At 56.5% G+C, this 26459-nt stretch carries 23 protein-coding genes; 6 read left to right on the forward strand and 17 right to left on the reverse strand.

Features of this window, described 5'->3' with window-relative positions:
- Positions 1-56 precede the first annotated feature (56 nt).
- The 3 genes from KGD89_RS14930 to KGD89_RS14940 form a co-directional block, all read right to left on the reverse strand.
- Positions 57-1511 (reverse strand): Ig-like domain-containing protein, encoded by a 1455-nt coding sequence (locus KGD89_RS14930; RefSeq protein WP_143008705.1) that lies wholly within the window; start codon positions 1509-1511, stop codon positions 57-59.
- Between the two features lie 84 nt (positions 1512-1595).
- Positions 1596-3605 carry a hypothetical protein gene (locus KGD89_RS14935; RefSeq protein ID WP_143008706.1) on the reverse strand — a complete coding sequence of 670 codons (2010 nt, stop codon included), beginning with the start codon at positions 3603-3605 and terminating at the stop codon, positions 1596-1598.
- Positions 3606-3840: 235 nt separating this feature from the next.
- Positions 3841-5721, reverse strand: a complete 1881-nt coding sequence (locus KGD89_RS14940; RefSeq protein WP_244165753.1) for an autotransporter outer membrane beta-barrel domain-containing protein — start codon at positions 5719-5721, stop codon at positions 3841-3843.
- Positions 5722-6583: 862 nt separating this feature from the next.
- On the opposite strand from KGD89_RS14940, the gene pabB reads away from it, so the two are divergent.
- Positions 6584-7936, forward strand: a complete 1353-nt coding sequence (gene pabB / locus KGD89_RS14945) for an aminodeoxychorismate synthase component I (RefSeq protein ID WP_025260573.1) — start codon at positions 6584-6586, stop codon at positions 7934-7936.
- A gap of 47 nt (positions 7937-7983) precedes the next feature.
- On the opposite strand, the gene thrH is transcribed toward pabB, so the two are convergent.
- Positions 7984-8601 carry a bifunctional phosphoserine phosphatase/homoserine phosphotransferase ThrH gene (gene thrH / locus KGD89_RS14950; protein WP_025260574.1) on the reverse strand — a complete coding sequence of 206 codons (618 nt, stop codon included), beginning with the start codon at positions 8599-8601 and terminating at the stop codon, positions 7984-7986.
- A 152-nt stretch (positions 8602-8753) separates the two neighbouring features.
- On the opposite strand from thrH, the gene KGD89_RS14955 reads away from it, so the two are divergent.
- Positions 8754-9488, forward strand: a complete 735-nt coding sequence (locus KGD89_RS14955) for a phosphoadenylyl-sulfate reductase (RefSeq protein ID WP_025260575.1) — start codon at positions 8754-8756, stop codon at positions 9486-9488.
- Positions 9489-9547: 59 nt separating this feature from the next.
- On the opposite strand, the gene cysB is transcribed toward KGD89_RS14955, so the two are convergent.
- The 4 genes from cysB to KGD89_RS14975 form a co-directional block, all read right to left on the reverse strand.
- Positions 9548-10522, reverse strand: a complete 975-nt coding sequence (gene cysB, locus KGD89_RS14960) for an HTH-type transcriptional regulator CysB (RefSeq protein WP_025260576.1) — start codon at positions 10520-10522, stop codon at positions 9548-9550.
- 145 nt (positions 10523-10667) lie between these two features.
- Positions 10668-11168: a universal stress protein gene (locus KGD89_RS14965; RefSeq protein WP_025260577.1), complete on the reverse strand. Its 501-nt coding sequence runs from the start codon at positions 11166-11168 to the stop codon at positions 10668-10670.
- Positions 11169-11258: 90 nt separating this feature from the next.
- A complete protein-coding gene (locus tag KGD89_RS14970) occupies positions 11259-12164 on the reverse strand; it encodes a 5'-nucleotidase (RefSeq protein WP_025260578.1) in 906 nt (301 codons plus the stop codon).
- Between the two features lie 21 nt (positions 12165-12185).
- Positions 12186-13142 carry a putative 2-dehydropantoate 2-reductase gene (locus KGD89_RS14975; protein WP_025260579.1) on the reverse strand — a complete coding sequence of 319 codons (957 nt, stop codon included), beginning with the start codon at positions 13140-13142 and terminating at the stop codon, positions 12186-12188.
- A gap of 282 nt (positions 13143-13424) precedes the next feature.
- Between KGD89_RS14975 and KGD89_RS14980 the strand changes: the two genes are divergently transcribed.
- Positions 13425-14501 carry a 3-deoxy-7-phosphoheptulonate synthase gene (locus KGD89_RS14980; protein ID WP_025260580.1) on the forward strand — a complete coding sequence of 359 codons (1077 nt, stop codon included), beginning with the start codon at positions 13425-13427 and terminating at the stop codon, positions 14499-14501.
- A gap of 63 nt (positions 14502-14564) precedes the next feature.
- Here KGD89_RS14980 and KGD89_RS14985 read toward each other — a convergent pair whose 3' ends face one another.
- On the reverse strand, positions 14565-14846 hold the full coding sequence (locus KGD89_RS14985; RefSeq protein WP_025260581.1) for a GNAT family N-acetyltransferase: 282 nt from the start codon (positions 14844-14846) through the stop codon (positions 14565-14567).
- Positions 14847-15458: 612 nt separating this feature from the next.
- Between KGD89_RS14985 and oprI the strand changes: the two genes are divergently transcribed.
- Positions 15459-15710 (forward strand): outer membrane lipoprotei OprI, encoded by a 252-nt coding sequence (gene oprI, locus KGD89_RS14990; protein WP_002553018.1) that lies wholly within the window; start codon positions 15459-15461, stop codon positions 15708-15710.
- A 119-nt stretch (positions 15711-15829) separates the two neighbouring features.
- On the opposite strand, the gene KGD89_RS14995 is transcribed toward oprI, so the two are convergent.
- The 5 genes from KGD89_RS14995 to KGD89_RS15015 all read right to left on the reverse strand — a co-directional run bounded on the left by KGD89_RS14995 (position 15830) and on the right by KGD89_RS15015 (position 19821).
- Entirely contained in the window at positions 15830-16795 is a 966-nt protein-coding gene (locus KGD89_RS14995; RefSeq protein WP_025260582.1) for a L,D-transpeptidase family protein, read from the reverse strand.
- 96 nt (positions 16796-16891) lie between these two features.
- The gene (locus KGD89_RS15000) at positions 16892-17173 is read right to left on the reverse strand and encodes a hypothetical protein (protein ID WP_025260583.1); all 282 of its coding nucleotides are present in this window, start codon (positions 17171-17173) and stop codon (positions 16892-16894) included.
- A 132-nt stretch (positions 17174-17305) separates the two neighbouring features.
- Complete coding sequence (locus KGD89_RS15005; protein WP_074569006.1) at positions 17306-17722, reverse strand: hypothetical protein; 417 nt, start codon at positions 17720-17722, stop codon at positions 17306-17308.
- On the reverse strand, positions 17709-18848 hold the full coding sequence (locus tag KGD89_RS15010; protein WP_025260584.1) for a polymorphic toxin type 44 domain-containing protein: 1140 nt from the start codon (positions 18846-18848) through the stop codon (positions 17709-17711). Before KGD89_RS15010 ends, KGD89_RS15005 begins: the two co-directional genes overlap by 14 nt.
- 367 nt (positions 18849-19215) lie before the next feature.
- Positions 19216-19821, reverse strand: a complete 606-nt coding sequence (locus KGD89_RS15015; protein ID WP_025260585.1) for an arylesterase — start codon at positions 19819-19821, stop codon at positions 19216-19218.
- Between the two features lie 10 nt (positions 19822-19831).
- On the opposite strand from KGD89_RS15015, the gene KGD89_RS15020 reads away from it, so the two are divergent.
- The gene (locus KGD89_RS15020; protein WP_025260586.1) at positions 19832-20515 is read left to right on the forward strand and encodes an ABC transporter ATP-binding protein; all 684 of its coding nucleotides are present in this window, start codon (positions 19832-19834) and stop codon (positions 20513-20515) included.
- Positions 20515-23022, forward strand: coding sequence for an ABC transporter permease (locus tag KGD89_RS15025; RefSeq protein WP_025260587.1), 2508 nt, complete (start codon positions 20515-20517; stop codon positions 23020-23022). The genes KGD89_RS15020 and KGD89_RS15025 overlap by 1 nt, the downstream gene beginning before the upstream one ends.
- Positions 23023-23087: 65 nt before the next feature.
- Here KGD89_RS15025 and greB read toward each other — a convergent pair whose 3' ends face one another.
- From greB to KGD89_RS15040, 3 genes are all read right to left on the reverse strand, one after another.
- Positions 23088-23561 (reverse strand): transcription elongation factor GreB, encoded by a 474-nt coding sequence (gene greB, locus KGD89_RS15030; RefSeq protein WP_025260588.1) that lies wholly within the window; start codon positions 23559-23561, stop codon positions 23088-23090.
- A 132-nt stretch (positions 23562-23693) separates the two neighbouring features.
- A complete protein-coding gene (locus tag KGD89_RS15035) occupies positions 23694-25724 on the reverse strand; it encodes a methyl-accepting chemotaxis protein (protein ID WP_025260589.1) in 2031 nt (676 codons plus the stop codon).
- 369 nt (positions 25725-26093) lie between these two features.
- Positions 26094-26402, reverse strand: a complete 309-nt coding sequence (locus KGD89_RS15040) for a hypothetical protein (RefSeq protein WP_025260590.1) — start codon at positions 26400-26402, stop codon at positions 26094-26096.
- Between the last annotated feature and the right edge of the window lie 57 nt (positions 26403-26459).

The raw sequence follows: 26459 nt of genomic DNA on the forward strand, positions 1-26459 counted from the left end.
CGGCCTGAAGACATCAAAAAACCGCCTCCCCCCTTGCGCCGAGGCGGTTTCACGATTCAAGCCACCAACGTCAACTCCAGCCGTCTGAACACCCTGTACGACAACCCGCCATCGAAACTCACTTCAATATATACCGAGAAGACCGCATTGAGTTTCAACTGTTCCAGAAACGAACGAACCAGCACGGCGTTGACTCTCTCTGCAACGATCTCACTTGAAGTTACCTCACGCGCCTTGAACATGTCGAAGTACAGATCGCCCCCCGTATTCTTGTCCACTCCCTCTGCCCGCATATTCATCTTTTGCTTCTCGGCCATAAACACCCATGCCCGGGTGAAGAAGTCTGCTCCACCGGCGGGTACTGCAGAAAGACGAAGTGTCTCCGGTGTCCCGCTTGCCTGTTCGCATTGTGGCTGGGGAAACCGGGCATCGGGAATCGGCAGGATGGTCAGCAGATACTTCCCGGACTCTTCAACCTTGCCACCCTGATGGGTCAAGGTGTAATACACCTCGACTTCTCTGCCTGAACCTATATTGCCGGGTACTGCGATAGCCGGTATTCCATACTCAAGACCACCCGCCGCGATGGGGGTAGTTGTGACGTGGCTGGCCTCGGGAGTAATACCGGTCCAGTAGACCGTGAGCAGGTCGGAGGGCTGCAGATCGATTTCCGAGGGGATGACCACCACGGCCCCATCCGTGACGAGCATCGGGTCCAGTGTTCCCTTGCCACCGCCTGCTGGCAGCGATTTCCTGACCGAAGGCATCAGCAACGGAATCGGCTGCGCATCCACGGACAGCAGTGCGGCGCGAGACAATACACTGAGGTTTCCGGCCCGGTCCTGAACTTCATAGGTCGCATACCGCTGGCCATCGCCACCGGCAACAATCACATCGCCATCGATTGCGATGTCCAGGCTCATATCGACCAGGCTCAGGGTCTTCTCACCCGCCAGCAGAGAACCAACCGGTGCTTGCTCCCAATACCAACTGATGGTGTCGCCGGGCCGATGGGGGGAATAGGTGGGGACAGTGGCCGGAAGTGTATTGTTGTGCTCCTCCAGATAACGGGCCGTGACCCTGTTACCGATCAGATCGGGAAGAAAAGCCAGCGGGTCTTTATTGCCGGCAAGCGTGGCAGGAGTCCTGTCGATGGTAAGGGTGACGGGATCGGAGTCGTTAGTGTTGCCGGTTGAAAGCGTGACCTTGTAAAACAACTGGTGCGTACCTTCAATCAATTCAGCCAGAGGAATCTCCGCAAACAGAGTGTCTGGATCAGTGATGGGCGTCGTGAATGTCTTTACAGCCACTTCCCGGCCATCCCAGTTCAGCACGACCCTTTCATTGCGGCCCGGTGCTGGATCGCTTCCGCCCCATAAGGGAAATGTCACTTTCAGGTTTCTTTGCAATGCCGCCAGAGGCAGAAGATTGGTTTCTCCTCCCGGAATGTCCGGCAAAGCCTCTGGCACTGCTGGCGGGCTCAAGTTCGCTAAAAAATCAGTCGCTTCCATATCGCGTTTCTCCCATATAACCTGCCAGGAATATAACCGGCCACCCCCCTTGCGCGCAGACACGCAAATTGTCGGCCTCACACTTCATGGTTTGGGTTCTGGCGGCGGCACTACGCACGTTAGATTAAGACCCGGGATAATAAGCGAGACATACTGCTTCGCAGGCATTGGATTAGCCGGGACAGGCGCACCACCGCCCACGGGTGTTACGGTGTAAGTAACTTCCGCAAACCCTCTTCTGATCGGCAAGATATGATCAACGTAGGGTTCCACAAGAAACAGGAAACCATCGTCCACCTCTTCCTGCGTCAACGGCGGGTGAGTATGGGTAAATCGGGTCGCAGGAATGGCCGTGGTTCCATCATTCTCATAACCTTGCCATACCGCTATCACCACATCACCAACTTTAAGATCCGGATCCCCGGGAACTTCCACCCTGAAACCATACTTTGCAGTCGGATCGTTATAGTCTTCCGAGTACAGGGAAATGCATGAAAGCGTCGTGTTGCCGTTATCATCCTCGAAGACATCTGGAAAGGTGACAGGCTCGAAGCTGACTCTCAGGACATCTACATTGACTAGCGTATCAATGGAGTACTGGGGATTATTGCCGTCAGCACTGTTGATGCCGTAGTACATCGGCAATGCAGGATTATTGGCCTGGGCTTCAATGGCTACCCAGGGAATAGTGAAATTGATCGGATCCCCTGGCTTTTCACCTACCACAGTGAACTCATCCACCGGGAGTTCCTGAGTTCCCCAATACAGACTCAATACCTCAGTGGACAATGCAGGGTTATACAACGCCACGGTTGCAGTAATGTCCTTTCCATCGTCATTGGGGGTGAGGTGATCCTGCCCACCATCGGCCCCGGTCAGATGCACTTGGGCAAGTGTCGGATTAACGGGGTTGGGCTCATCCGGGTTTACCGGACCGATGACTGAAAAGTCGGCCTGGACTTCCACGGTCAAGGGGGCAGGCGGAAACATCAACGTACCCCGACTGACTTGATAGCTGGCCGTTACGGGCTTCTCGCCCGGCCCCAGATATTCCCCCTTCAGAGCCCCCCAGGGTACAGGGACTTCGACATCGCGAGGATCAGACCCAGGTGCCACAGCAAGCATGGAAGTTGCCCCCCATTTCACGTGAATAAGCGTATCTGCAGGATTATCGAACGCTGGAACAAGCACGGTGACCCCGAAATGTGCATCGGCAAGATCCACCAATGGCCCTAATGGAACCTGCGGGTCTTGCAAGTTCTCGGGCAGCGCGCCCAGTTGCACATCCACTTCAGCAGGTCGGGAAATGGAACTCACGTTTCCGGCCTTGTCTGTCAGCCAGTACACGGAGTACGTAGGGCCATTGATCTTGTCTTCGATGAAAGCTTTCGGGATCGGAATTTTCCGGTCCGCTGGAACCGCTATCGGGCCGAAAGCAGGGTTGGGGGCATCAGGATTCTCAGGCGTTGTCGGCCCCCAATACACCACAATCATGTCGCCCTCGGCATAATCCGGATAATCAGGTAGCGTACAGACAAATTCGGTCACGCCACCGGTAAACGTATCGTCAGTAATAACCTTTTCCGGAACCTCCAGCGCAACCGGGAATGCAAGCAAGGGGTCTGCATTATAATAAGGCGCAGTCCTGTCAATCGTAATCGTTAAAGGAATTGAAGAGTTGGTTACACCCTCGTTCGTTGAAACGGTGTACTCAATCCTGAACTCGCCCTCATGGGGCAGATTACCCTTGGCAATATTTTTTGGCAGTGGGAAGTCAGCAGCAACTAGCGGCCCCTGGAATCGCTGTTTATTGGAATAAACAGGTGGATCACTGCCAGCAACAAGATTTAACGTGATATCCACATAACCCACATCGGAAATATCATCATTCCAATAAGGAATCTGCACATCAAGATCAGCCGCCAATACCCGAACAGGGAGCAAGCCCTGTGGCAAACCAGGAAGAATATCCTTGACCAGAGCGGGCTCAAGCTTATCAACCTGCGAGATACCCCTCCCCTTTACCCTGGCGTGTGAACGCATATACTCACGGCGTTTCTCTACGCCTTCCGCAATTTTATCGGAGTTCGACATGTCACTCTCCTTGAGATTAATAAATGACCTATACCTATAAGCGAGCAGGAGCCTTTCGACAAAACGCCATAAAGCCTTTATCCTTGAACTCTCTACCCCGAACACCATTAAACGCCTCCCCTGACAAACTGGATACTGTCAGAACTGCCAGTGCTTACCCCCTCATTAAAAGCTTCGATTATTCGTTTAAACACAAAAAGGGAGGCTTTCGCCCCCCTCCGATTCTAAATAACAACTACCAGTTATAACGCAGCCCTATAGTGGCACCCCATGGCTGCTCAAGTTTCTTGCCATTGCTGTAGTCGAAATCGGCATGCAGTTGCAGCCGGTCCGACATCGAAACGGCAATACCGGCACCCAGTTCACCTCGCGCCCCGGAAAGATCATTATTGAAGTCGTTGCCATTGATCTTTACGCCATTGTCCTCAGAGAACTCATGCACGTATGCGGCACGGATATAAGGCTGGGCAATCCTGCCCTCGCCCAGATCGAAATCACGACCTGCCGTAGCACCCAGCTTGCCGACCAGTGACCGGGTATCATCACCTTCAGCCCGCATGCCATTGTCCAGAGCATAATCCTTGCCCTGAACCATCAAGCCTGCCAGTTGCGTGTAAGGCTCGACGAAATAGCCATCATCGAGTTTGATATGCTTGCCGAACTCGACGGAAGCACCCACACCACTGTTGTCGTAATCGCCCTTCGACTCAGAGCCATCGCTCAGGCTGACATCGGCTTCATTGCGAAAGCGGTTGAACTTGAGAACACCGTCAAAGTAGTAGCCGCTGTCCTGGTCGAGCCAGGTCGTATAAGCGCCGACATAGTAGCTGTTGACCTGCCCGCTGGTGCCGCGACCAAGGCTCAGGTCAGACTTGCTGTAACCACCCAGCAAACCGACCAGCCACTGCCCGTCACCCACTGGCAATGGAGCATCGGCACCAAAAGAGAGCCCTTGTTGTGTCTGCTGGTAGCCGACACCGGACGCGGCCTTGGCGTCAAACTTGTTGCCATAGGCACGAATCCAGCCGCCTGGCTGTCCGCCCTTGAAACGCAACTCACCCATACGGCTGCGCAGGGTGGACAACTCGCCATACCACACAGTAGGCGCCGTATTGAACAATGCCAGCACCGCGCCAGTGCCGGAACTGACCTTGCCGGTATTGACCAGATACCAGTCATTGCCGCCTTGCTGGCTGAGTTCATAGGTGTAGGTGCCCATATCTACCGGCCCGTTGAGCAACGAGAACTGCGCGTCACCACTGGCGGTATGCACCACATGCATGGAGGAGTCGGCAAGCGGATCGGAACCGGTTGCCCCCACCAGCAAGGAGTGATTGCCGGTTGCCGTACCGGTCACATCGAGAAAGTCGACTTTGCCCTGAGAGAAATCGGCATCCATGATAAAGGTGCCATTACCTGACAGATTGCCCACCGACAACCTGTAGAAAGCATCCGGCTCACCCATCTTGATGAAACCGCCATCCATTGCCAGGTTGCTGACCGTGGAGTCTTCAACCATCACCCACTTCGCGGCACTATTGATCGCCAGGCTGCTGAGGTTTTCAAGACGGCCTGTCAGAACGGAGTTATTGGAAAGTGCAACATTTGCAGTACTGCCCTCTTCAGCGATCACGTCGCCCGTGAGGCTGCTCTGATCCAGGCTCAAATCCAGCTTGCCCCTGTCAGTGAGCTGGACATTCCCTGTAAGCGCACTGCCTGATACATCCATTCTGGTCGTGGCACCATTCACTTCAAGAATGTTCCCGTTGCCCCCCACCAGAGTTGAGCCGTTTTTTAAAACGATAGTTGTCGAGTCAGAAGTACCGAAAGGCCTGGCTACAACGATTGCAGCTCCTGTCTGCCCGATGACATGACTGTTGTCGAGTTCAATGGAAGGATTACCGGGGCCTGCGGTGGGTCTGGCTTGAGTGACGCTGATACCCATCACCGTACCGGAAATAACCGTACCGCTATTGGCCTTCAAATCCCCGTTGTACATATGGATACCAATACCATTGGCACCCGTGCCACTTACCTGGCTCCCCGAGAGCGTCAGGCTGGAGCCCGGGTAAATATCAATGCCTGCCTCTGTTCCCTTCACGACAGAGCCAGTCATCGCGACACTGGAAGCCCCCAGGCGCATACCAAATTCTGTATTTGCCCCTCCGATATTGCCACCTTTGAAACTTGCCACACCACTGAGAAGAGAGACTGCAACACCGGAAAGATTACCCTCCGTCACATCCGTATCCGTAAAGTTCAATGTACCGCCGTGATACACATCTATATAAGTGGTTTGAGCGCCATTGGCGTTAAGCACACCTCCATCCCTGACTATCCAGTCAGTCGTAAGGTAAGAGCCATCTATGTACCTGGGACCTCCAATAACAGTCTCAGTCAAGGGGCCAACAACCGCCTCAGCCGAGACAGGCACATGATAGCCAGCCAGCATCAACGGAGTAATCCATAGCGTCCGCAGCATCCTGCCTGAAGGAGCATCCTTCGATGAATTATAAAAAAACATGACTTATTCCTTCGTTTCACAAAAGCGACAACGACAATACGTGCGTCATCAACAGCGCCGAAGAATAACAATACAAAACCTATAATCATGTAGGACCTTTCCTAGAGGAATGTAGCCTCATTCCTACTAACAAAAGATAAATAAACGATGAAGAGTCAATCAATTCACAATAAAAAAAGCAGGCTTATCCTTTTTAAGAATAACTGAATCATTTCATTAACATTCTCTTCCTAGATTCATACAAACTATTCAAATCAGCGATAAAGCACTTGCACATCACGACCAGGGACAATAGGGAACTCGTTGTAAATCTGCCTTTACAGTCCAATGATTATTTCCATCAAAATACTTCTTCAGAACAAAAATCCAGCCCGTTTCCCAAACAGAGTACTAGGAGATACTGGCACTTGAGCCTTAGAATCACCCACCCGATACTGCCGACCGATTTCTGCGAATGCCGACCTGCACCCTTTACCCCTTGCGCTATTCATCTGACCCTGCTGAATACTTCAAACGGGTCCGTCATGCACCGGGCGCCGTGTTGCTGGACAGTGGTCGTCCTGAGGCGGATCGCGGAAGGTTTGATCTGCTCAGCGCATGGCCGCTGGAGCATCTGGTTGTAGAGCCGGGTGAATCCGGTACGGCGTTTCTGCAACGGTTGCGCAACGGCCTTGAGCGTCTGGGCATTGCACAATTGCCCTCTGACAGCGAGCTGCCCTTTGCGGGTGGGTTGATTGGCTATCTGGGCTATGACTTCGGTCGTCGCCTTGAGCCGTTACCAACCCTGGCTATCGATGACCTGCAACTGCCGGATGCTCGCCTGGGCCTGTATGCCTGGGCGGTGATCAGTGATCATCAGGCAGGCACCACGCAACTGGTCTGCCACCCGGCACTGCCGCAAGCAGAATGTTTGCGGTTACTGGAACTGTTCGAGCAACCAGACGAACCGGCAACGAGCGGGTTCAGATTGACCGGCCCATTCCAGGCCGACCTCAGCGCGCTGGATTACCGCACGGCCATTACCCGTATTCAGGACTACATTCAGGCGGGCGATTGTTATCAGGTCAACTTTGCCCAGCGCTTTCAGACTCGTTGCGAAGGCGACTCATGGGCCGCGTACTGCGCTCTGCGCTCGGCGTGCCCAACGCCGTTTTCCGGCTATCAGTCATTACCCGACGGCGATGCCATCCTGAGCCTGTCGCCGGAGCGCTTCGTCAAAGTCAGCAATCGCGAAGTAGAAACCCGCCCGATCAAAGGCACCCGACCACGGGGTTGCGATGCATCGGAAGATGAGGCTTATGCGCAAGAACTGCTTTCCAGCCTCAAGGACCGCGCCGAAAACCTGATGATCGTTGATCTGTTGCGTAACGACCTGGGCCGCAGTTGCACTATCGGCTCGGTGAAAGTCCCGGAGTTGTTCAGCCTGGAAAGCTACCCGAATGTGCATCATCTGGTCAGCAGCGTGACCGGCGAACTGGCGGCAGACAAGGATGCCCTGGACCTGATCGCAGGCAGCTTCCCCGGCGGCTCGATTACCGGCGCCCCGAAAATCCGCGCCATGCAGATCATCGACGAACTTGAGCCCACACGCCGCGCCCTTTACTGCGGCTCGCTGATGTACATGGATGTACGCGGTGAAATGGACAGCTCCATCGCCATCCGCAGCCTGCTGGTGAAAGACGGCAGTATTTCCTGCTGGGGTGGTGGCGGAATCGTCGCGGACTCCGACTGCGAGTCGGAATATCAGGAGTCGTTTACCAAGGTGCGGGTGCTGCTCAAGACACTGGAGAACTTTATTCGCGACTGAAGCCGCTCCTACGGTATGTGTAAGAGCGAATTTATTCGCGAATGGATTTACAACGACAAATCCCGATTCGAGGCCTTGATGAATTCCTTTTTCAGGTCTTCAAAGGTATGCACCGCCGGGAACTGCGGGAATTCGCGAATGACGTTTTCCGGGGCATGGAACAGGATGCCTGCATCGGCCTCGCCCAGCATGGTGGTATCGTTGTAGGAGTCGCCAGCAGCGATGATGCGGTAGTACAGGCTCTTGAAAGCCAGTACCGACTGACGCTTCGGGTCCTTCTGACGCAACTGGTAGCTGACGACACGGTCCGTCTCGTCGGTGATCAGTCGATGGCACAACAAGGTCGGAAAACCCAGTTGGCGCATCAACGGTTGGGAGAACTCGTAGAAAGTATCCGACAGAATCACCACCTGGAAACGCTCGCGCAGCCAGTTGACGAACTCGACAGCGCCGTCCAGCGGCTTGAGGGTGCCGATCACTTCCTGAATATCCGACAGCTTCAGGCCATGCTCATCAAGAATGCGCAGCCGCTGCTTCATCAGCACGTCATAGTCAGGAATGTCCCGAGTGGTCGCACGCAGCGATTCGATGCCGGTTTTTTCGGCAAAGGCAATCCAGATTTCCGGGACCAGCACACCTTCCAGGTCGAGACAGGCAATTTCCACAGAACACTCCTCAATGGGATTTCGAGATCAAGCGAAACGGCACTCTAGAGTCTGATGTCGTTTCAACGCAAGGCCACAGGCCGGTGGTTTTTGTTACCATTGCCGCCATCACGAGCGCTTAAGCGCCACTCTTGTACCTAGGAAGCCGCCTGATGAGCCAACCTTTCGACGTCGCTGAACTTGCCGCGACGTATGCCAACAAGTCTGCCCAGGACATTCTGAAACTGGCCTTCGCGCATTTCGGTGACGAGCTGTGGATTTCCTTCAGCGGTGCCGAGGATGTGGTGCTGGTGGACATGGCCTGGAAGCTGAACAAGAACGTCAAGGTATTCAGCCTGGATACCGGCCGCCTGCATCCCGAGACCTATCGTTTCATCGAGCAGGTCCGCGAGCAGTATGGTATCGCCATCGAACTGGTCTCTCCCGATCAGCAAAAGCTTGAGCCTTTCGTCAAGGAAAAGGGCCTGTTCAGTTTCTACAAGGATGGTCATGGCGAGTGCTGCGGTATTCGCAAGATCGAACCCCTGCGCCGCAAGCTGTCAGGCGTCAAGGCCTGGGCAACCGGCCAGCGTCGGGACCAGAGCCCTGGCACCCGTAGCGCGGTAGCCGTCCTGGAAGTGGACAGCGCCTTTTCGACACCCGAGCGCACACTGTACAAGTTCAACCCACTGGCACAGATGAGCAGCGAAGAAATCTGGGGCTATATCCGCATGCTGGAGCTGCCTTACAACAGCCTGCATGAGCGCGGTTTCATCAGCATTGGCTGCGAACCCTGCACACGTCCGGTATTACCGAACCAGCACGAACGCGAAGGCCGCTGGTGGTGGGAAGAAGCAACACAGAAAGAATGCGGGTTGCATGCCGGGAATCTGATCACCAAGGGTTGATGACCGTTTTTCGCGGATGAATCCGCTCCCGGCAGGAGCGAATTCATTCGCGATAGACATCAATGCACAGGCAGTTCCACACCTTCAAACAGCTCTTCAAGCTCCTGCTTGTTATGGCACTGAATCGCTTTGGCCATCACTTCGCGAGTCAGGTGCGGAGCAAACTTCTCGATAAAGTCGCACATGAAGCCACGCAGGAACGTCCCACGACGGAAAGCAATCTTGGTGATGCTGGACTCGAACAGGTCGCTGGCATCAAGGATGACCAGGTCGCTGTCCAGTTCTTCATCTACTGCCATCCTGGCAACGATGCCTACCCCCAGATTCAGGCGCACATACGTCTTGATCACGTCCGCATCCGCAGCAGTGAAGACGACCTTGGGCACCAGCCCCCGATGGCTGAATGCTTCATCAAGCTTGGAGCGTCCCGTGAACCCGAATACATACGTCACGATCGGGTATTCGGCCAACAATTCCAGCGTCAGCTTGGGCACCTTGGTCAGGGGATGGCCCTGAGGCACCACTACACAGCGGTTCCAGCGATAGCACGGCATCATGACCAGGTCACCGAACTGCTCGAGTGCTTCGGTGGCGATGGCGAAGTCCACGGTCCCGTCAGCCGCCATTTCTCCGATCTGTACGGGTGAACCCTGATGCATGTGCAATGCAACGTCCGGGTATTGCCTGATGAAATTACTGATTACAGGCGGCAAGGCATAGCGCGCCTGGGTGTGGGTGGTTGCAATCGACAAGGTGCCCTTTTTCTCGTTGGAGAATTCCTGGGCGATTTGCTTGATACTTTCGACCTTGCGCAAGATCTCGCCGGCGGTGGTGATAATACGCTCACCGGCTGGCGTGACTCGCGTCAGGTGCTTGCCGCTGCGGGCAAAAACTTCGACCCCAAGCTCGTCTTCAAGCAAGCGTATCTGCTTGCTGATGCCGGGCTGCGAGGTATAAAGGCTCTGTGCCGTCGCGGAAACGTTGAGGTCGTGGTGCGCCACTTCCCAAATGTAGCGCAATTGTTGAAGCTTCATATGTATCCCTCAAAGCAGATAAACCCTAGGGGTATCAGCGACGGTATATAACTGGATTAATGGTCGAGTAGAGAACGCTAGAACTTTTTATCACCTTTGAGAGGTAATCGCACGCTCGATTTCACTTAAACCATCATTTACACCATCACTCCTGCCCCCGTCCTCTGTTCTGCATCATGGGCACCATGTAAACAGGTACAGCAGAAAGCTGTAAAACCCTGGCGGCCGTACGACCTATCGACGCGCCCTCTCTCGCCATATGGCTATGACTACCTAGCACCAGCAAGTCCACTGCCAGCTCGCGTGTCTGTTCAAGGATCATATTGCAAGGTTCCCCCTGGACAACCCTCACTGCGCGGATGAAAGACAGGTCTTTATGCCCTTCACCTAGTTCTTCACGAAACCCGTCGAGCATCCGTTGCTCTATTCCATCCATGAATGTTCTCACGCCCTTGCCGTGGAGATCCTTCAGCTCATCCTCGCCCAGATAACTCTGCAGCACCGATTCGGCGAACAGCCCCATGGGTTCGACAACATGGATGACATAAAGACCGGCATTGAAAGTTCGAGCCATCGCCAGCGCATGCTGCACTACATAGGGCGCATACAGACCGAGGTCTGTGGCACACAGGATCGAACGAATCATATAACCTCCCAAACAACTGGAATGGCGGAGATTGATTCAGCTTAGCAGCGCACCAAAGACTACGAAGGCGGCTTATTGCGTCTTGTACCTTCAGAGCTTGACTTCATTGCTGATGCCGTGCGGGACATGGCCGGTAGCTACAACCTCACGGGCCTTCTCGCAGTGTCCGGGCTGATCATCGAAGAACACGTCTGCAGCGAACGCCTCAAGAAAGGCAGACTTCTGCAAACCGCCCAGAAACAGCGACTCATCAAGCCGGATGTCCCACTCGCGCAAGGTGCGAATCACTCGCTCATGGGCGGGCGCAGAACGGGCAGTGACCAGGGCCGTGCGAATCGGGCAGCTTTCTTCGGGAAACTCCCGCTGCAACAGGTTGAGGGCCGCCAGAAACGGCTTGAAAGGTCCACCTCGCAGAGGTTCACGGGCCGATTCGCGTTCACTGGCCTGAAAGGCAGCCAGCCCGCCGGTCTGGTAGATGCGCTCGGATTCGTCGGAAAACAGCACCGCATCACCGTCAAACGCGATTCGCAACTCGGCACTGGCCGCCCGACGTGCGCCCCCCGAGAGGATGGTTGCTGCGGCAAATCCGGCGTCCAGAGCGCTGCGCACGTCTTCGGCATGGGTGGAAAGAAACAGGTGGCAGCCAAACGCCGCCAGATAAGGATAAGGACTGCGCCCGCCGACAAACGCCGCACGGGTGATGTCCAGCCCGTAATGCTGGATGGAATTGAAAACCCGCAACCCGGTGTCGGCACTGTTGCGCGAAACCAGGATGACTTCGACCCGCGCCTTGCTGAGGCTGGCGTTGAGGCTCAGCAGCTTCTCCACCAGCAGATAGGCGTCGCCCGGTTCCAGAACCTCGTCTTCATGGTCGATCTGATACTGGCGATAGGCTTCAACCCCATCCGCCATATACACCGCATGGCTTTCGCGCAGATCGAACAATGCCCGCGACGAAATCGCCAGCACCAGTTTTTGCTCATCACGCTCTGCCATGATCGCCTCCTCGCTTGACCACTATTTATTGCGCCGCTCAATGAACGCCAGAGCCTGATAAAGCACCCGGACCCGCGCCATGTCATAGCCTGCGGCCAGCGCTGCAGCCAGTGGCCTGGCGTAGATGGCTTCCAGCTCCAGCGGCCGCCCTTCGATGAAGTCGTGGTGCATGCTGGGTTTGTAATCGGGCATCTTGCCGGTTATCTCGAACAGGTGATGAGCATACCCTTCAGGCAGGATATAGCCACACGCCTCGGCGCCCTGCACCACTTCATCCATCAATCCCTTGATCAGCTCACGACTGCAAGGGTCGACCATCAGCGGCGTGGTGCTGGTCTGCAACAGCGCGGACAACCCGTTATAGGGCACATTCCACACCAGTTTCTGCCAGCGCGCCTGCTGCAGGTCCGCCATCGCATGGGATTCGACGCCTGCCACCTGGAACAGGGTCGAGCATTCTTCGATGGCAGCCTGACGACTTTCCTGATCGCCAGCCGGGCCGCTGTGATAGCCGATACTCACGGCGCCAAAAGCCTGATGAGCCACAACGCCGGGCTCGACACGGTGTACGCAAATGAAACACAAACCGCCCAGAAGATGCAGGCTATCGGGCAACAGGAGCCGCAACTGATCTTCGACTCCCAGGCCATTCTGCAAGAGCAGGACTTTTGCTCCCGGCGCAGCAGCACGTGCAATGACAGGTGCCAGTCCGGCATTGCCGGTGCTTTTGGTACCTACCAGCAACACGTCACAAGGCGGCATATCGGCAACGGAGCAATAGGCCTGAACTGAATCGAGCTTCAGGTTGCCATGCACGGCACTGTTCACCTGCAGGCCATGAGTAACCACTGCATTGAATTCACTGCGCAACAGGAAGTGCACGTCAAAACCGGCACGCGCCAGCATCAGCCCATAAAAACCACCGATAGCACCGGTACCGATAATACCGATCCTCGGTTTGCTCGTATCACGGGTCATCATCTTCCCTCTCAAGATCGTCTGCCTCATGGCAATTCTGGTTGTCCGCACACACTATCCGACGCATGCAGCCAGGTTGCAAATTCGCCGCGGAACCGGGCGGCTATCCTTGCTTGAGGTACTGCATTTATTACAGCACGGACAGCTCAAAGCCACGTTTACCCATTGTCGAGGGACGGGGTAACGCGCTAAGGTTCGGCTCCCCGATACGCTCAACCATGCTGGACACCGTCGCAAGAAACACAGCAGGCGGCCAGCACCCGTGACCTGATGAGTAACACGATGGCTGATTTACCGATTGACGACCTCAACGTTGCATCCAACGAGACTCTGATCACGCCGGATCAACTCAAGCGCGATATCCCTCTTACCGGCACTGCCCTGCACACGGTAAGCCAGGGCCGCGAAGTGATCCGCAACATTCTCGACGGCAAGGATCATCGCCTGTTCATCGTGATCGGGCCATGCTCGATCCACGACCTGAAGGCAGCAAAGGAATACGCCGAACGTCTCAAGACCCTGGCAGCCGAACTGTCGGACACCCTGTACCTGGTCATGCGCGTGTACTTCGAGAAGCCACGCACCACGGTCGGCTGGAAAGGCCTGATCAACGACCCGTACCTGGATGACTCCTTCAAGATCCAGGATGGCCTGCACATTGGTCGCCAGTTGCTGCTGGATCTCGCGGAAATGGGCCTGCCGACCGCTACCGAAGCGCTGGACCCGATCTCCCCGCAATACCTGCAGGATCTGATCAGTTGGTCGGCCATCGGCGCGCGCACCACCGAATCCCAGACACACCGTGAAATGGCTTCCGGCCTGTCCTCGGCCGTAGGCTTCAAGAACGGCACCGATGGCGGCCTGACCGTTGCCATCAACGCCCTGCAATCGGTTTCCAGCCCGCACCGCTTCCTGGGTATCAACCAGGAAGGTGGCGTGTCCATCGTGACCACCAAGGGCAATGCCTACGGCCACGTGGTACTGCGCGGCGGCAACGGCAAGCCGAACTATGATTCGGTCAGCGTCGCGCTCTGCGAACAGGCCCTGAACAAGGCCGGTATCCGCCCGAACATCATGGTCGACTGCAGCCATGCCAACTCCAACAAGGACCCTGCCCTGCAGCCACTGGTCATGGAGAACGTCGCCAACCAGATCCTGGAAGGCAACGAGTCGATCATCGGCCTGATGGTTGAGAGCCACCTGAACTGGGGTTGTCAGGCCATTCCCAAAGACCTGTCGGAACTGCAATACGGCGTATCGATCACCGATGCCTGTATCGACTGGGAAAGCACCGAAAAAACCCTGCGCAGCATGCACGCCAAACTCAAGGACGTGTTGCCTAAACGCAACCGGGGTTGATGGCTGTACTGCAATGAAAAACGCCGGGCATATGCCCGGCGTTTTTCATGGTGCGCTGTGCCCTCAGATCTTGGCAGCCTGACGGTGATGGCGCTCCATGTAGCGCTCCACATAGGAGCAGGACGGGATCACGGTATATCCCATGCTGTCGGCATAGTTGAGCGCCTGTTCGGTCAGGGCTGCGGCAATCCCCCTGCCACGAAGCTCGTCCGGGACGAAGGTCCGGTAGAAATCCAGTGTCTGTTTCCCCAGGTCCATGTAGGTCAGGTAGGCACGGTGGCCGTCAATATTGACTTCAAATTGATGACCGGTCTTATCATGGTGGATGGACAACGCCTCGCTCATCACTACTCCTCGCGGGTCTTGGAATTGACCCCTACCTTACCGATGTTTTTCCGGCGAAGGAATATCTACGCCACCCCGTGCCTGCCTGGACACCGAGAAGAGAATTGCGATCTTCAGCAAACAGCACCTTCAGATAGTAGGCACCCTTGTAGAAAATGCTCAAGCATATCGATCATAAAAAAGCATGTTCGACCTGCTATTTACAGGCCTGGTTGAACCAGTCCTTGCCGGATGCTGTCGATTGAGACGTCCATGAACATTGAAAGTCACCGCAGTCCTTTTCAGATGACCTGCCCTTCGGGAGCAAGGTGCTGCATTGGACACGAAATGGCCGATATGAAGCCGCAGCACCCGGATTCCGGGGCATGACCGTACGTGTCTTCTCGAACCATGCGGTCGTCAGACGCACTGTCACAAGATGACACGGCAAAGTGGATAGTTTTTATACAATTTGCTTGAGAAGTAGTGCGGAACACTTTCAAAGCCAAGATTTTTATCCCTTCTTGCGCTTCGTCAGTTTACTTACTACAAACAATGGGTACTATGTACGCCGGTCATTTTCTCACTTTCGAGAGATGACTAATTTAAAGAAAAGTCCTTAAGGGGAACACGATGAACAACGTTCTGAAATTCTCTGCTCTGGCTCTGGCCGCAGTTCTGGCCACCGGTTGCAGCAGCGTCTCCAAAGAAACCGAAGCTCGTCTGACAGCTACCGAAGACGCAGCAGCTCGTTCGCAAGCACGTGCCGACGAAGCCTATCGCAAGGCTGACGAAGCTCTGGCTGCTGCTCAAAAAGCTCAGCAAACTGCTGACGAAGCCAACGAGCGCGCTCTGCGCATGTTGGACAAGGCAAGCCGCAAGTAATAATCCCTCGGGGTTATTGAAAAGGCCGACCCGTTCGCACGGGTCGGCCTTTTTATTGCCTGCGATTCAGTGCGCAGGCCCTGGCCAGCCCGCTCAGGCTGACCATGACTCAAGACAGCTTATTGAAAGATCACCGGTGCCTCGGCAGCCGCTGACGCAGTGCCCGGAACCGCGATTTCCACCGGCATGCCATCTTCGGCAGCCACCACATCACGCACCAGATCCCAGTTCATGCGCAGGTTGTTGGCCAGGTCCTCACGCTTGAGCAAGGCATTGATGACCCCGGTGTGCTTGTCGACCACCGACGGATTACCCTGATCGTCCAGTGGGGTATGCGCTTCCAGATACACCTTGCCGCCGCTGATACCAAATTTGTACGGCTCGCTGATGATGCGCACGGTTGTGCCCACCGGCGCCATGTCAGCCAGCTCCAGCACGTTGTTGTTGTACATGCGGAAGCAGCCATGGCTGGTGCGCATGCCGATGCCGAACTTCTTGTTGGAACCATGAATCAGGTAACCGGACATGCCCAGTCCGAACTTGAACGGACCCAGCGGGTTATCGGGACCGGCAGGAACGACGCTGGGCAGGATGTCGCCATCAGCGGCATGCTCGGCGCGGATCGACGCTGGCGGTGTCCAGGTAGGGTTCGGGGTCTTGGCGATCACCTTGGTCACGCCAATCGGCGAACCCCAGCCTTCGCGCCCCACACCCAGAGGATAGGTGTGCACCACGTTCTGGCCTTTGGGGTAGTAGTACATCCGGTATTCGGCCAGATTGATGACGATACCTTCACGCGGACCCGGCGGCAGAATGAAGCGGGTCGGCAACACGATATCGGTACCGGCACCCGGCAACCACGGATCGACGCCAGGGTTGGCCGCGATCATCTCCAGATAGCCCAGGTCGTACTTGGTGCCGATGTCGGCAAAGGTATCTTCGTAACGGGCCTTGATCACCTGAACCTGCCCGATGATGTCCTCTCCAGGCGCAGGCAATGGAAACTCCAGTGCATTGACAGAGCAGGCCACAAAAAGAGCGGCAAGCGACAGACAGCGGGTAACGGCTGGAATGCGCGACAACATCCGGGAAGATCCTTCGGCTAAACGGCAAATGGGGGAAATTGATGAAGTGTACACCGGCGCTTACAGAACCGGGAGACGGGCTCTGAAGAGAGACAGCTAGAGTTCAGGCCAGATCGGGTGCATACCGCGCCGCTGAGCGTCGAGAATGGCCTTGCACAGCGGGCACAGCCGCTCATCGATCAAGGCTTGCTGCTCGACCCCCGACCAGCGTGGCTGCGCCGGGAGCAAGGTACCGCACAAGGTACGATCAATCGAGCCACCCAGTTCCAGTTGCCGTGCGATCAGATGCACCCTGGCTTCCTGGCACGCGAACAGATCGAGCTGCTCATCGGGCTCGATCATTTGATAGGCATATAGGGACCAGGCGGGACGCGGCATGGGGGGCTCCAGATAGGGGGCGCCACATTAGCCGAAAGCCACCGCCCAGAAAAGCCTCAAAGCAGCGGTTTCAGGCTTGGCCATTTGGCTTGCACGCTACTGGGCGGATGCGATGGGTGACCAACGATACCCTCATGGCCGAAAAGGGTCTGGCTGATAGGGACACTGTTTCAAGTGGGCAATAACCACAGGGTCTGTTTTAGCGGTGTCGACCCTACCGCTGCCATCAAGGTAAATATCCAACGTGCTCCACCGTTTTGGTGTGATGTCGATACATCGAGGTGGCGTGTTATCGGCCCACCAATCGAACATCATAAAGAAATCATCATCAGGGAAAATATGACCGGCGTCACCGGCTGTCTCACCGGGCATTAAGTCCCGTCGATAGATTGAATGCTGGGTATTGAAAACGTAATGGAGCCCTTTTGAGCCGTCGTTTGAGTAGTAAATGACGACTCTTGGCAAAGCTAAATACCAGCCTGTAATCAGGACACAAACGAAGCCTGCAACCCATCGTCCTAAGTAGAGCTTTTTCTCACTTACAGACATGTGGTTGGACCCCTGTTGCCCAATCGCTTATGGGTACTGCCAGCACTTTATCCATAATGATCTTTCCAGTGAGGCCACCATTTGGATATTCCTTGTACAGATTCATTCCGATAGTGATCGAAACCCTGTCGGGGATATCGTCCCACGCACGCATTCCCTCAACCCCCTCAGTCCTTCGCGGGCCAGCAAATCTATTAGGGTCTTTGATGAAGCGCCAAGTGTCTGACCCAATCTGCTCAACCCCTGCACCGTCCAGCAAGACGCTCTCAGAAAGCCCACCAGCCACGCCCACATATCCGTAGTGGACGTTCGACCAGATATCATAGAAATAGTCGTACTCTCCCTGCTTGTGCCATATCCCACCGAAGAGTTTCGACAATATCGGCTTATGGTCCCATAGCCTGTCCTGCCCGACGCGCTCAGTCCAAATGGCAAACGCCTTGGCCTTTTTCCCCAATCCCATACTGTAAAAATCCGGTCCTTGCCCGAGTCTCAGGTAAAACGGCAGTGCCGCGTATTTACGTGTTTCCTCTTCAGGATCAAAGCTATTCAGCTCTTTCATCTGTCGAACCGAAAGACTATTGATGTTGACGTTCATCTCGCCCGCTATGTAGCTCGCCAGTTCCTCCATCCTATCAGGGTCTTTGCACACTACAGGTTTCGCTTTCTCTTCAGGGTTTCCCTCCCGCTCCTTACCGGCAGCCTTAGGGTGTAATAAAGCCTTTGCAGCGGTTGCCTTCTCAATCAACCTCGGGTCGGCCAACAAGGTCGCCATCTTCTCGTCGTCGATAGAGCCATCTGGGCGGAATACTCCCAGCACTGCAAAATTAATGATTGCAGCATCGGGAGCCGCCCCCATGACAAACCCGCCAAAGGTATCGCTTGAGCCCGTGATAATTGTCCCACCATGACTGGTAGGGCTTCCTAAATGAGCCATGGGACGGTGATTAACCAGAATAGAGGGGAACCCTGTCGTGATAACAGCACCGCACCCGCACGTATCACCAACTCGGGCTGCACCGGCGAAGCTGATATTCACATCAGTCGATGCACTGGCAATAGGAGTAGTACCGTGGCCGAGCAGTGGGCATACGTGTTTATCACCCAGTCGAGCAGAGGCAAGCATCGAATCATCCTTGTGTGTCGTCCATGAACATAAAGCCAGGCTCATTCCGGCGATCGGGAGGCTACCGGAAACGCAAGAGGGGTCTGTAGGAAAAAACAGACACCATCAAGCGGCTTAAAGATCCTTGAGAACCGGACAGAAAAATCTGAATGGCCATCTCACTACGGGTCTGCGCGCATCCCCCCGTGGGTGCCCTCGCGTGAGCCTTATCGCGCCTGTGTGGGTCCTTACCGTGGGCTGTGTGTGCCTCTGGATGAGGGCCGTGGGACTGTCACAACGACGGGACAAAGCTGTAACAAGACACTACATTACAAGCCCTCTGAGGCACCCTCAGGACTGCCCTTCCTGACCTCATCAGGGATCGCAGTTAGAGCAGCGGTTTCAGGCTCGGCCAGACATTATCAAGCAGCATGGGTTGTGCCTTGGCGTTGGGGTGAAGCCCATCGTCCTGCATCAACGCAGCCACGCCACCGACGCCTTCCAGCATGAATGGCACCAACGGAATGCCGGTCTCCTGGGCCACTTTTGGGTACACCTCGGCAAAGGCTGTGGTGTAACGAGGACCATAATTGGGCGGTATCCTCATCCCCAGAAGCAGCACCTTGGCACCTGCACTTTTAGACTGCTGAGCCATGCTCGTAAGGTTTTGTTGCAATTGTGCTGGCAGTTGCCCGCGCAGCCCGTCATTGCCCCCCAATTCGAGAATAACCAGCTCGGGCTTATGCTCTGCAAGCAGCGTGGGCAGCCGCGCCAGGCCTCCGGCACTGGTGTCGCCACTGATGGACGCATTGACGACTTTATCGGTGTATCCCTCGTTGCGCATGCGCTGCTCGAGCAGGCTGACCCAGCCAACACGGGTATCCATGCCGAAAGCCGCGCTGATACTATCTCCAACGATCAATACCGTGCCCGCCACTGCCCCTTGTGACAGCAGCAATAACCCCAGGCCAGCACTTAAAAACCACGCACGCATCGGATTCTCCATGAGTGAAAGTATTCTCAGTGCCCAAAGCCTCAGTAAAGTGGTCCCCAGCACCGAAGGTGACCTGACTATCCTGCACGAACTCTCTCTGGAACTAAACAAGGGAGATACGCTGGCCATCGTGGGTTCCTCCGGATCCGGCAAATCCACCCTGCTGGGTCTGCTGGCCGGGCTCGACCTGCCGAGCGCAGGTGCAGTGACCCTTTCGGGACGCAACCTGAGCCAGCTGGATGAAGACCAGCGCGCCAGGGTTCGCGCCGAACATGTCGGTTTTGTCTTCCAGTCGTTCCAGTTGCTCGACAGCCTCAATGCCCTGGAAAACGTCATGCTGCCCATGGAGCTTGAAGGCCGCAAAGACGCCCGGGAAAAGGCCCGTAGCCTGCTGGAGCGTGTCGGACTGGGCAAACGCCTGACCCATACGCCGCGCCAGCTATCCGGTGGCGAGCAGCAACGGGTTGCGATTGCCCGCGCCTTTGCCGTCGATCCGGATGTGCTGTTCGCCGATGAACCGACCGGCAACCTGGACAGCCACACCGGCGAGCGCATCAGCGATCTGTTGTTCGAGTTGAACAAGGAGCGCAATACGACGCTGGTGCTGGTCACCCATGATGAGCGTCTGGCCCATCGCTGCCGACGCCTGATCCGTCTTGAAGGTGGGCGACTGGTCGCCCCTCTGGAGCCTTGATGGCACGCCTGCCCTTTATGCGTCTGCTCAGCCTTGCCGCCCGCCAACTGCTGCGCGATGCCCGCGCTGGCGAGTTGCGGGTGTTGTTCTTCGCGCTGTTGGTCGCTGTCGCCGCCAGTACCGCCATCGGTTACTTCGGCGCACGTCTCAATGGCGCCATGATGCTGCGGGCTACCGAGTTTCTCGGCGCAGACCTGATCCTTGAAGGCTCAAGCCCTGCCCGGCCCGAACAGATAGAGGCTGGCGAAAAGCTCCAGCTCGACCACGCGAAAATCGTGCTGTTCTCCAGCGTAATCGCTACCGATAGCGGTATTCAGCTCTCCAGCATCAAGGCAGTGGATGACGTCTATCCGCTGCGTGGCGACCTGAAAAGCGCTCCCGACCTCTACCAGCCTGAACAGATCGGTAACGGTCCCGAGCCGGGAGAAGCCTGGGCCGAGGCACGACTGCTGCCGGCGGTAAACCTGAAGATCGGCGACAACATCGATGTCGGCTCCAAGACCTTGAAGCTGACCCGCATCCTCACCTACGAGCCTGATCGCGCCGGCAACTTCTATAGCCTGACGCCACGGGTGATGATCAACCTGCAAGACCTTGCTGCCACAGGTGTCGTGCAGCCAGGCAGCCGGGTCGAGTACCGGGAAATGTGGAGCGGGCCGCCTGAAATACTCGCGGCTTATCGCAAAGCCATAGAACCCGGCCTTGAGCCTCATCAGGAAATCAAGGACGCACGGGACGGCAGCCAGCAGATCGGTGGCGCACTGGGCAAGGCCGAGCGTTATCTGAATATGGCGAGTCTGGTCGCGGTATTGCTGGCTGGTGTCGCCGTCGCCCTCTCGGCCTCACGCTTCGCTGCCAGACGTTTCGATTCCAGTGCGCTGTTGCGCTGCCTGGGCTTGTCCCGTAGCGAAACCATGACCCTGTTCAGCCTGCAACTGGCAATCATCGGCCTTCTGGCCAGTATCAGCGGTGCCTTTCTGGGCTGGCTGGCACAACTGGGTCTGTTTGCCCTGCTGCAAAATCTCTTGCCGACCACCGTGCCTGCTGGCGGCCTGCTGCCTGCCTTCGCCGGGATAGGTACCGGGCTGGTTGCACTGGCCGGCTTCGCCCTGCCGCCACTGGCTGCCTTGGGCCGCGTGCCGCCATTGCGCGTACTGCGTCGGGACATGCTGCCGATTCCGGCCAGCTCCTGGCTGGTCTACGGCGCCGCCTTGCTGGCACTGGGTCTGATCATGTGGCGTCTGAGCCTGGATCTGGTCCTGACCTTCGCCCTGCTGGGTGGCGGCATCGTGGCCGCGCTGGTGCTGGGCAGTCTGTTGCTGCTGGCACTCAAGAGCCTGCGTCGCCTCCTGTCCGGCGCTTCCCTGCCATGGCGGCTGGGGCTGGGTCAGTTGTTGCGCTATCCATTGGCCGCAGCGGGTCAGTCGCTGGCTTTCGGGCTGATTCTGTTGTCCATGGGGCTGATCGCCCTGTTGCGCGGCGAATTGCTCGACACCTGGCAGAACCAGTTGCCCAAGGACGCGCCGAACTACTTCGTGCTCAACGTGCTGCCATCGGAGAAAGAAAACTTTGCCCAGACCCTGAGCCGCCTGTCGACCCACTCCGCCCCGCTCTACCCCGTGGTGCCGGGCCGTCTGGTGAATATCAACGGCGAACCGGTCGGCAACTTCGTGACCAAGGACTCACGCGGCGAAAATGCAACCCGTCGCGACCTGAGCCTGACCTGGGCAGCCGACCTGCCCGAAGGCAACAGGCTGACGGCCGGTAACTGGTGGGCACCTGCCACCGCTGCCGACGCCAAGCCTGGCGTCTCGGTGGAAGCCAAGCTGGCAGACAGCCTGGGGATCAAGCTGGGAGACAACCTGAGTTTCATCGTCGGCGGCCTGACTCGCGAAGCGGTGGTCACCAGCCTGCGGGACGTGAACTGGGATACCTTCCAGCCTAACTTCTTCATGATCTTCCAGCCCGGCACACTGACCGACCTGCCGACCACTTACCTGACCAGCTTCTATCTGCCGCCCGGGCAGGACAAGCAGATCGTCGAGCTTTCCCGTGCCTACCCGGCAATCAGCATCCTGGGCGTGGAAGCCCTGCTGGCTCAGGTGCGCAGCATCCTCGATCAAGTGACCCTGGCGGTGCAGTTCGTGCTGCTGTTCGTGCTGGCGGCCGGCATTGCCGTGCTGTTCTCGGGCTTGCAGGCGACTCTGGATGAGCGCATTCGCCAAGGTGCCCTGCTGCGTGCCCTGGGTGCCGAACGCAAGCTGCTGATCAAGTCGCGCCGGATAGAGTTCGGTCTGCTGGGCGCAGCCAGTGGCCTGCTGGCCGCGCTGGGCTGTGAACTGGTCAGTCTGGTCCTGTACCGCTACGCCTTCGATCTGGCCTGGCAACCGCATCCATGGCTGTTACTGCTGCCATTGATTGGTGCCCTGCTGGTGGGCGGTGCCGGTGTGTTTGGCACAAGGCGCGCCTTGAATGCCAGCCCGCTGGCGGTGTTGCGCGAGGGTTAAGTGAGGCTTTCGCGCCTGAAGTCGCTCCTGCACAGCCTGCGTGGGAGCGAATTCAGGCGCGAACATTATTGGCCGTAGGTAATCTCATTGATCCACCACAACACCTCTCCGCCAGGTGTCTGCACCACCGCCTCATCGCCCACTTCCTTTTTCAGCAGCGCACGGGCCATGGGTGAGTCGATGGAGATGTAGTCGTTGCGACCGTAGATCTCGTCATACCCCACGACCCTGAATTTCTTGATCTCTCCCGCCTCGTTTTCAATCTCGACCCAGGCCCCGAAAAAGACTTTGCCTTCCTGCTCGGGGGAATAGGCGACGACGCGCACATCCTCAAGCCGCTTGCGAAGGTAGCGAACCCTGCGATCAATCTCGCGAAGCAGCTTCTTGTTGTACTGATAGTCGGCATTTTCACTACGATCCCCCAGCGATGCCGCCCAGGTGACCTTGCGGGTGGTATCGGGACGCTTTTCCCGCCACAGGTAATCCAGTTCCTTTTTCAGGGCCTCATGACCTTCCGTTGTAATGATGTTTGTAGGCAAAAGAGGATTCTCACTAGCGAATGTCGGCAGCGGGGTCGAAAAACAGAGGGGGAGATAGTAGAAGTTGCAAGCGGCAAGCTGCAAGCAGAAGGAGCAGGCCTTTCAGTCAGGCGACTGAAAGGCCTTTGGAGCTTATCGGGATAACTGGAAGCGGCTGACCACGGTGCGCAGTTCGCTGGCCAGTGATGACAGTTCGTCTGCGGTTGCAGCGTTGTCATTCACGCCATCCATGACCACCAGGCTGCTGTTGCGGATGCCCATGACGTTACGGTTGATGTCTTCCGATACAGAGTGCTGTTGCACGGCTGCGCTGGCGATCTGGGTGTTCATTCCCACGATTCCGTCCACGGCTTCGTTGATCTGTTGCAGGGTTCCCGAAGCTTGTTCGGAAGCATCCAGGCACGCATGGGCACGGTCCTGCCCGGCTTTCATCTGTTGTACGGCTTCGTCCGTCGCATCTTGCAGTTGCTGAATGATGCGACGAATTTCCTCGGTGGACTTCTGGGTACGCGACGCCAGGGTGCGCACTTCGTCTGCGACCACCGCGAAGCCTCTGCCTTGCTCCCCAGCCCGTGCCGCTTCAATGGCCGCGTTCAGGGCCAGCAGGTTGGTCTGGTCGGCGATGGTGCGAATCACCTCGATCACGCCACCGATTTCCTGGCTGTGAGTCGCCAGGGCTTCGACTTTCTGGCCACTGAGCTGAACTTCGTTGACCAGCGCTTCGATGGTTGCCCGGGTTTCACCCATGACCTGCAGGCCTTTGGCCGAAGCATTGCTGGCCGCTTCGGCAGCGCGTGCAGCACCTTCGGTGTTCTGCGCCACATCGGCAACGCTGGTGGTCATTTCGTTGATGGCGGTGGCGACCTGCTCGGTCTCGGCCTGCTGGGCATTCATGGATTGCTTGGCCTGACTGATCGAGCGCTCCAGACGTTGCGCCGACTCGGAGACAGAATGTGAACTGCTCTCGACCTGGCTCAAGGAATGGGAAAACGCTTCGACCATGCTGTTGAGGCCAGTACCGACATCACCGATCTCGTCACGACTGCCTACTTTTACACGGGCAGTGAGGTCGCCCTGAGCGATGCGGGCAGTCACGCTCAGCAGTTCTTCCACTGCGCTTCGCAGAGCACTATAAATGCCTGCAAAGGCGTACAGCAGCAAGACGCCGAGAACGACAAACAGGCCGATAAAGAACATGCGTTCATTGTTACGATCCTGCAGGCGTGTAGCGAGCTGGTTCTGCAGCGAAGCCTGCATCTGCTCCTGAGCCTTGTAGAACTGCGCGACCACGGCATTGCCGCGCTCGCCCAGGGTGTTGGCGTTTACGTTCGAGCGCTTGCCCGGGTCCAGATAGTCCATCAGGTCACGACTCAGGTTTTCAAGGTCGTTGATGGCCACGATAACGGGTTGCTCAACCACATCCGTAAGCTCCGGCTCTTCGCGACGCAGCAGGCGCAGACTCTGCTGCAATTCCTGGCGAACCTGGGCTTCCTGCTTCATCAGGTTCAAGGCAAAGGCGCGGGTGGTCTCGTCAATCTGGCGATCCGCACTGAAACCGTTGGCCAGGCCGCGGACTTGTCCGATCACGTTGATCTGTCTGGGCAACCGCAGGGTACTCAGGTCGATCAGAAACAATGAGCCATAGTCTTCGTCCAGAATCATTCCGGAAGTGGCAGAAATGTAATAGATAAAGCCCAGCACCCTGGTCAACTGATCGTTCCAGGCGCTGAAAATGGTCAATGGATCCCCACCGTTCTTGGCTCGTTCGATCAGTTCGCGGGTATCGGCACGCAGTCTCTGCACACGGTCTGCGGTTTCCAGGTATTGACCGACCTTGCCATCCAGAACCGCCAGTTCATTGAAAGCCTGCTCAAGCTTCTCGGCATTGCGAGCAACATCAGCCCTGGCACCTTCATTGCCGCTGAGCATGCTGTGGGTCAAGGCCCGTTGCATCATGGACAGGCGCAGTACAGGAGTAACGTCCACCAGGTATTTCTGGCCTACCTGCTCATGACTCAGCGTATCGATGCTGGCGTTGAGCGTCTGCATGACCCGGATACCGAGAAACAGCAGAGGGATGAGGACAATCACGCCAAGAATAAAAAACTTTATGGGGAAGCGGACACGGTTTGTAACGTAAACGGCAGGGCTCAATATGTTCATCAGATTCTCATTCACTAATTTTTTAGCGACAGCCGTTCAGGGCCTTTTTTGAGACGATCCCTTTCTCGTTTGTGTTGGTGTATTTATTCGAAAAATCGGTGCGTCAGGCTTTGTACGAAAAGTCGGTGAGATACGATCAGACATGGCAAGGACAGGCGATGAGTGGTCGAAGTCACGCACCGGTTCCAGCGTTGTAAAACGCTGTCGGGGATTTGCACTACACGACAGGCTATCGACTCAAACCCGGAATTTTTTAGGTCAACCGAGTATCCAGGGTACGAAAGGTCACGGATTGCACAATCGCAACCCGTTCCAGGAAGGCTTGAAGCGCTTGATAAAACGAGGAATAACGCGAGTTTCCGGTGCCTGTCAGCCGAGGGTTATCAGCCCCTGACGGGCAATGCGCGTCAGGTCGCGGATGACCTGCTCGACGTTATCGGCATCCGGTGTCTGGATCACCGCCAGGTCGAACTGGTCATTGGCGTAATGAGCCAGCGATTGAGTCGTATCGGCAAACTGAATGAGAAAGGCGCAGGAGCCGCCGCGACGTCGAGGCCAGCCATCCAGATAACGCAACAGCGTCGGCTGATGGGAACCGCCCAACAGGATTTTCGGATTCTTGCGCGACAGCACAGTGGTGATCGGGGACAGGCGAGCGAGGGGGCGCAGGTTGTTCATGGTGTCTTTTCTCAGCCTCGGATGGTCCGCTGGGCAGCGGTGGGAGGCAACACCGAA

Origin of the sequence: Pseudomonas cichorii (genome assembly GCF_018343775.1) — a bacterium.
GTDB classification, from domain to species: Bacteria; Pseudomonadota; Gammaproteobacteria; order Pseudomonadales; family Pseudomonadaceae; genus Aquipseudomonas; species Aquipseudomonas cichorii.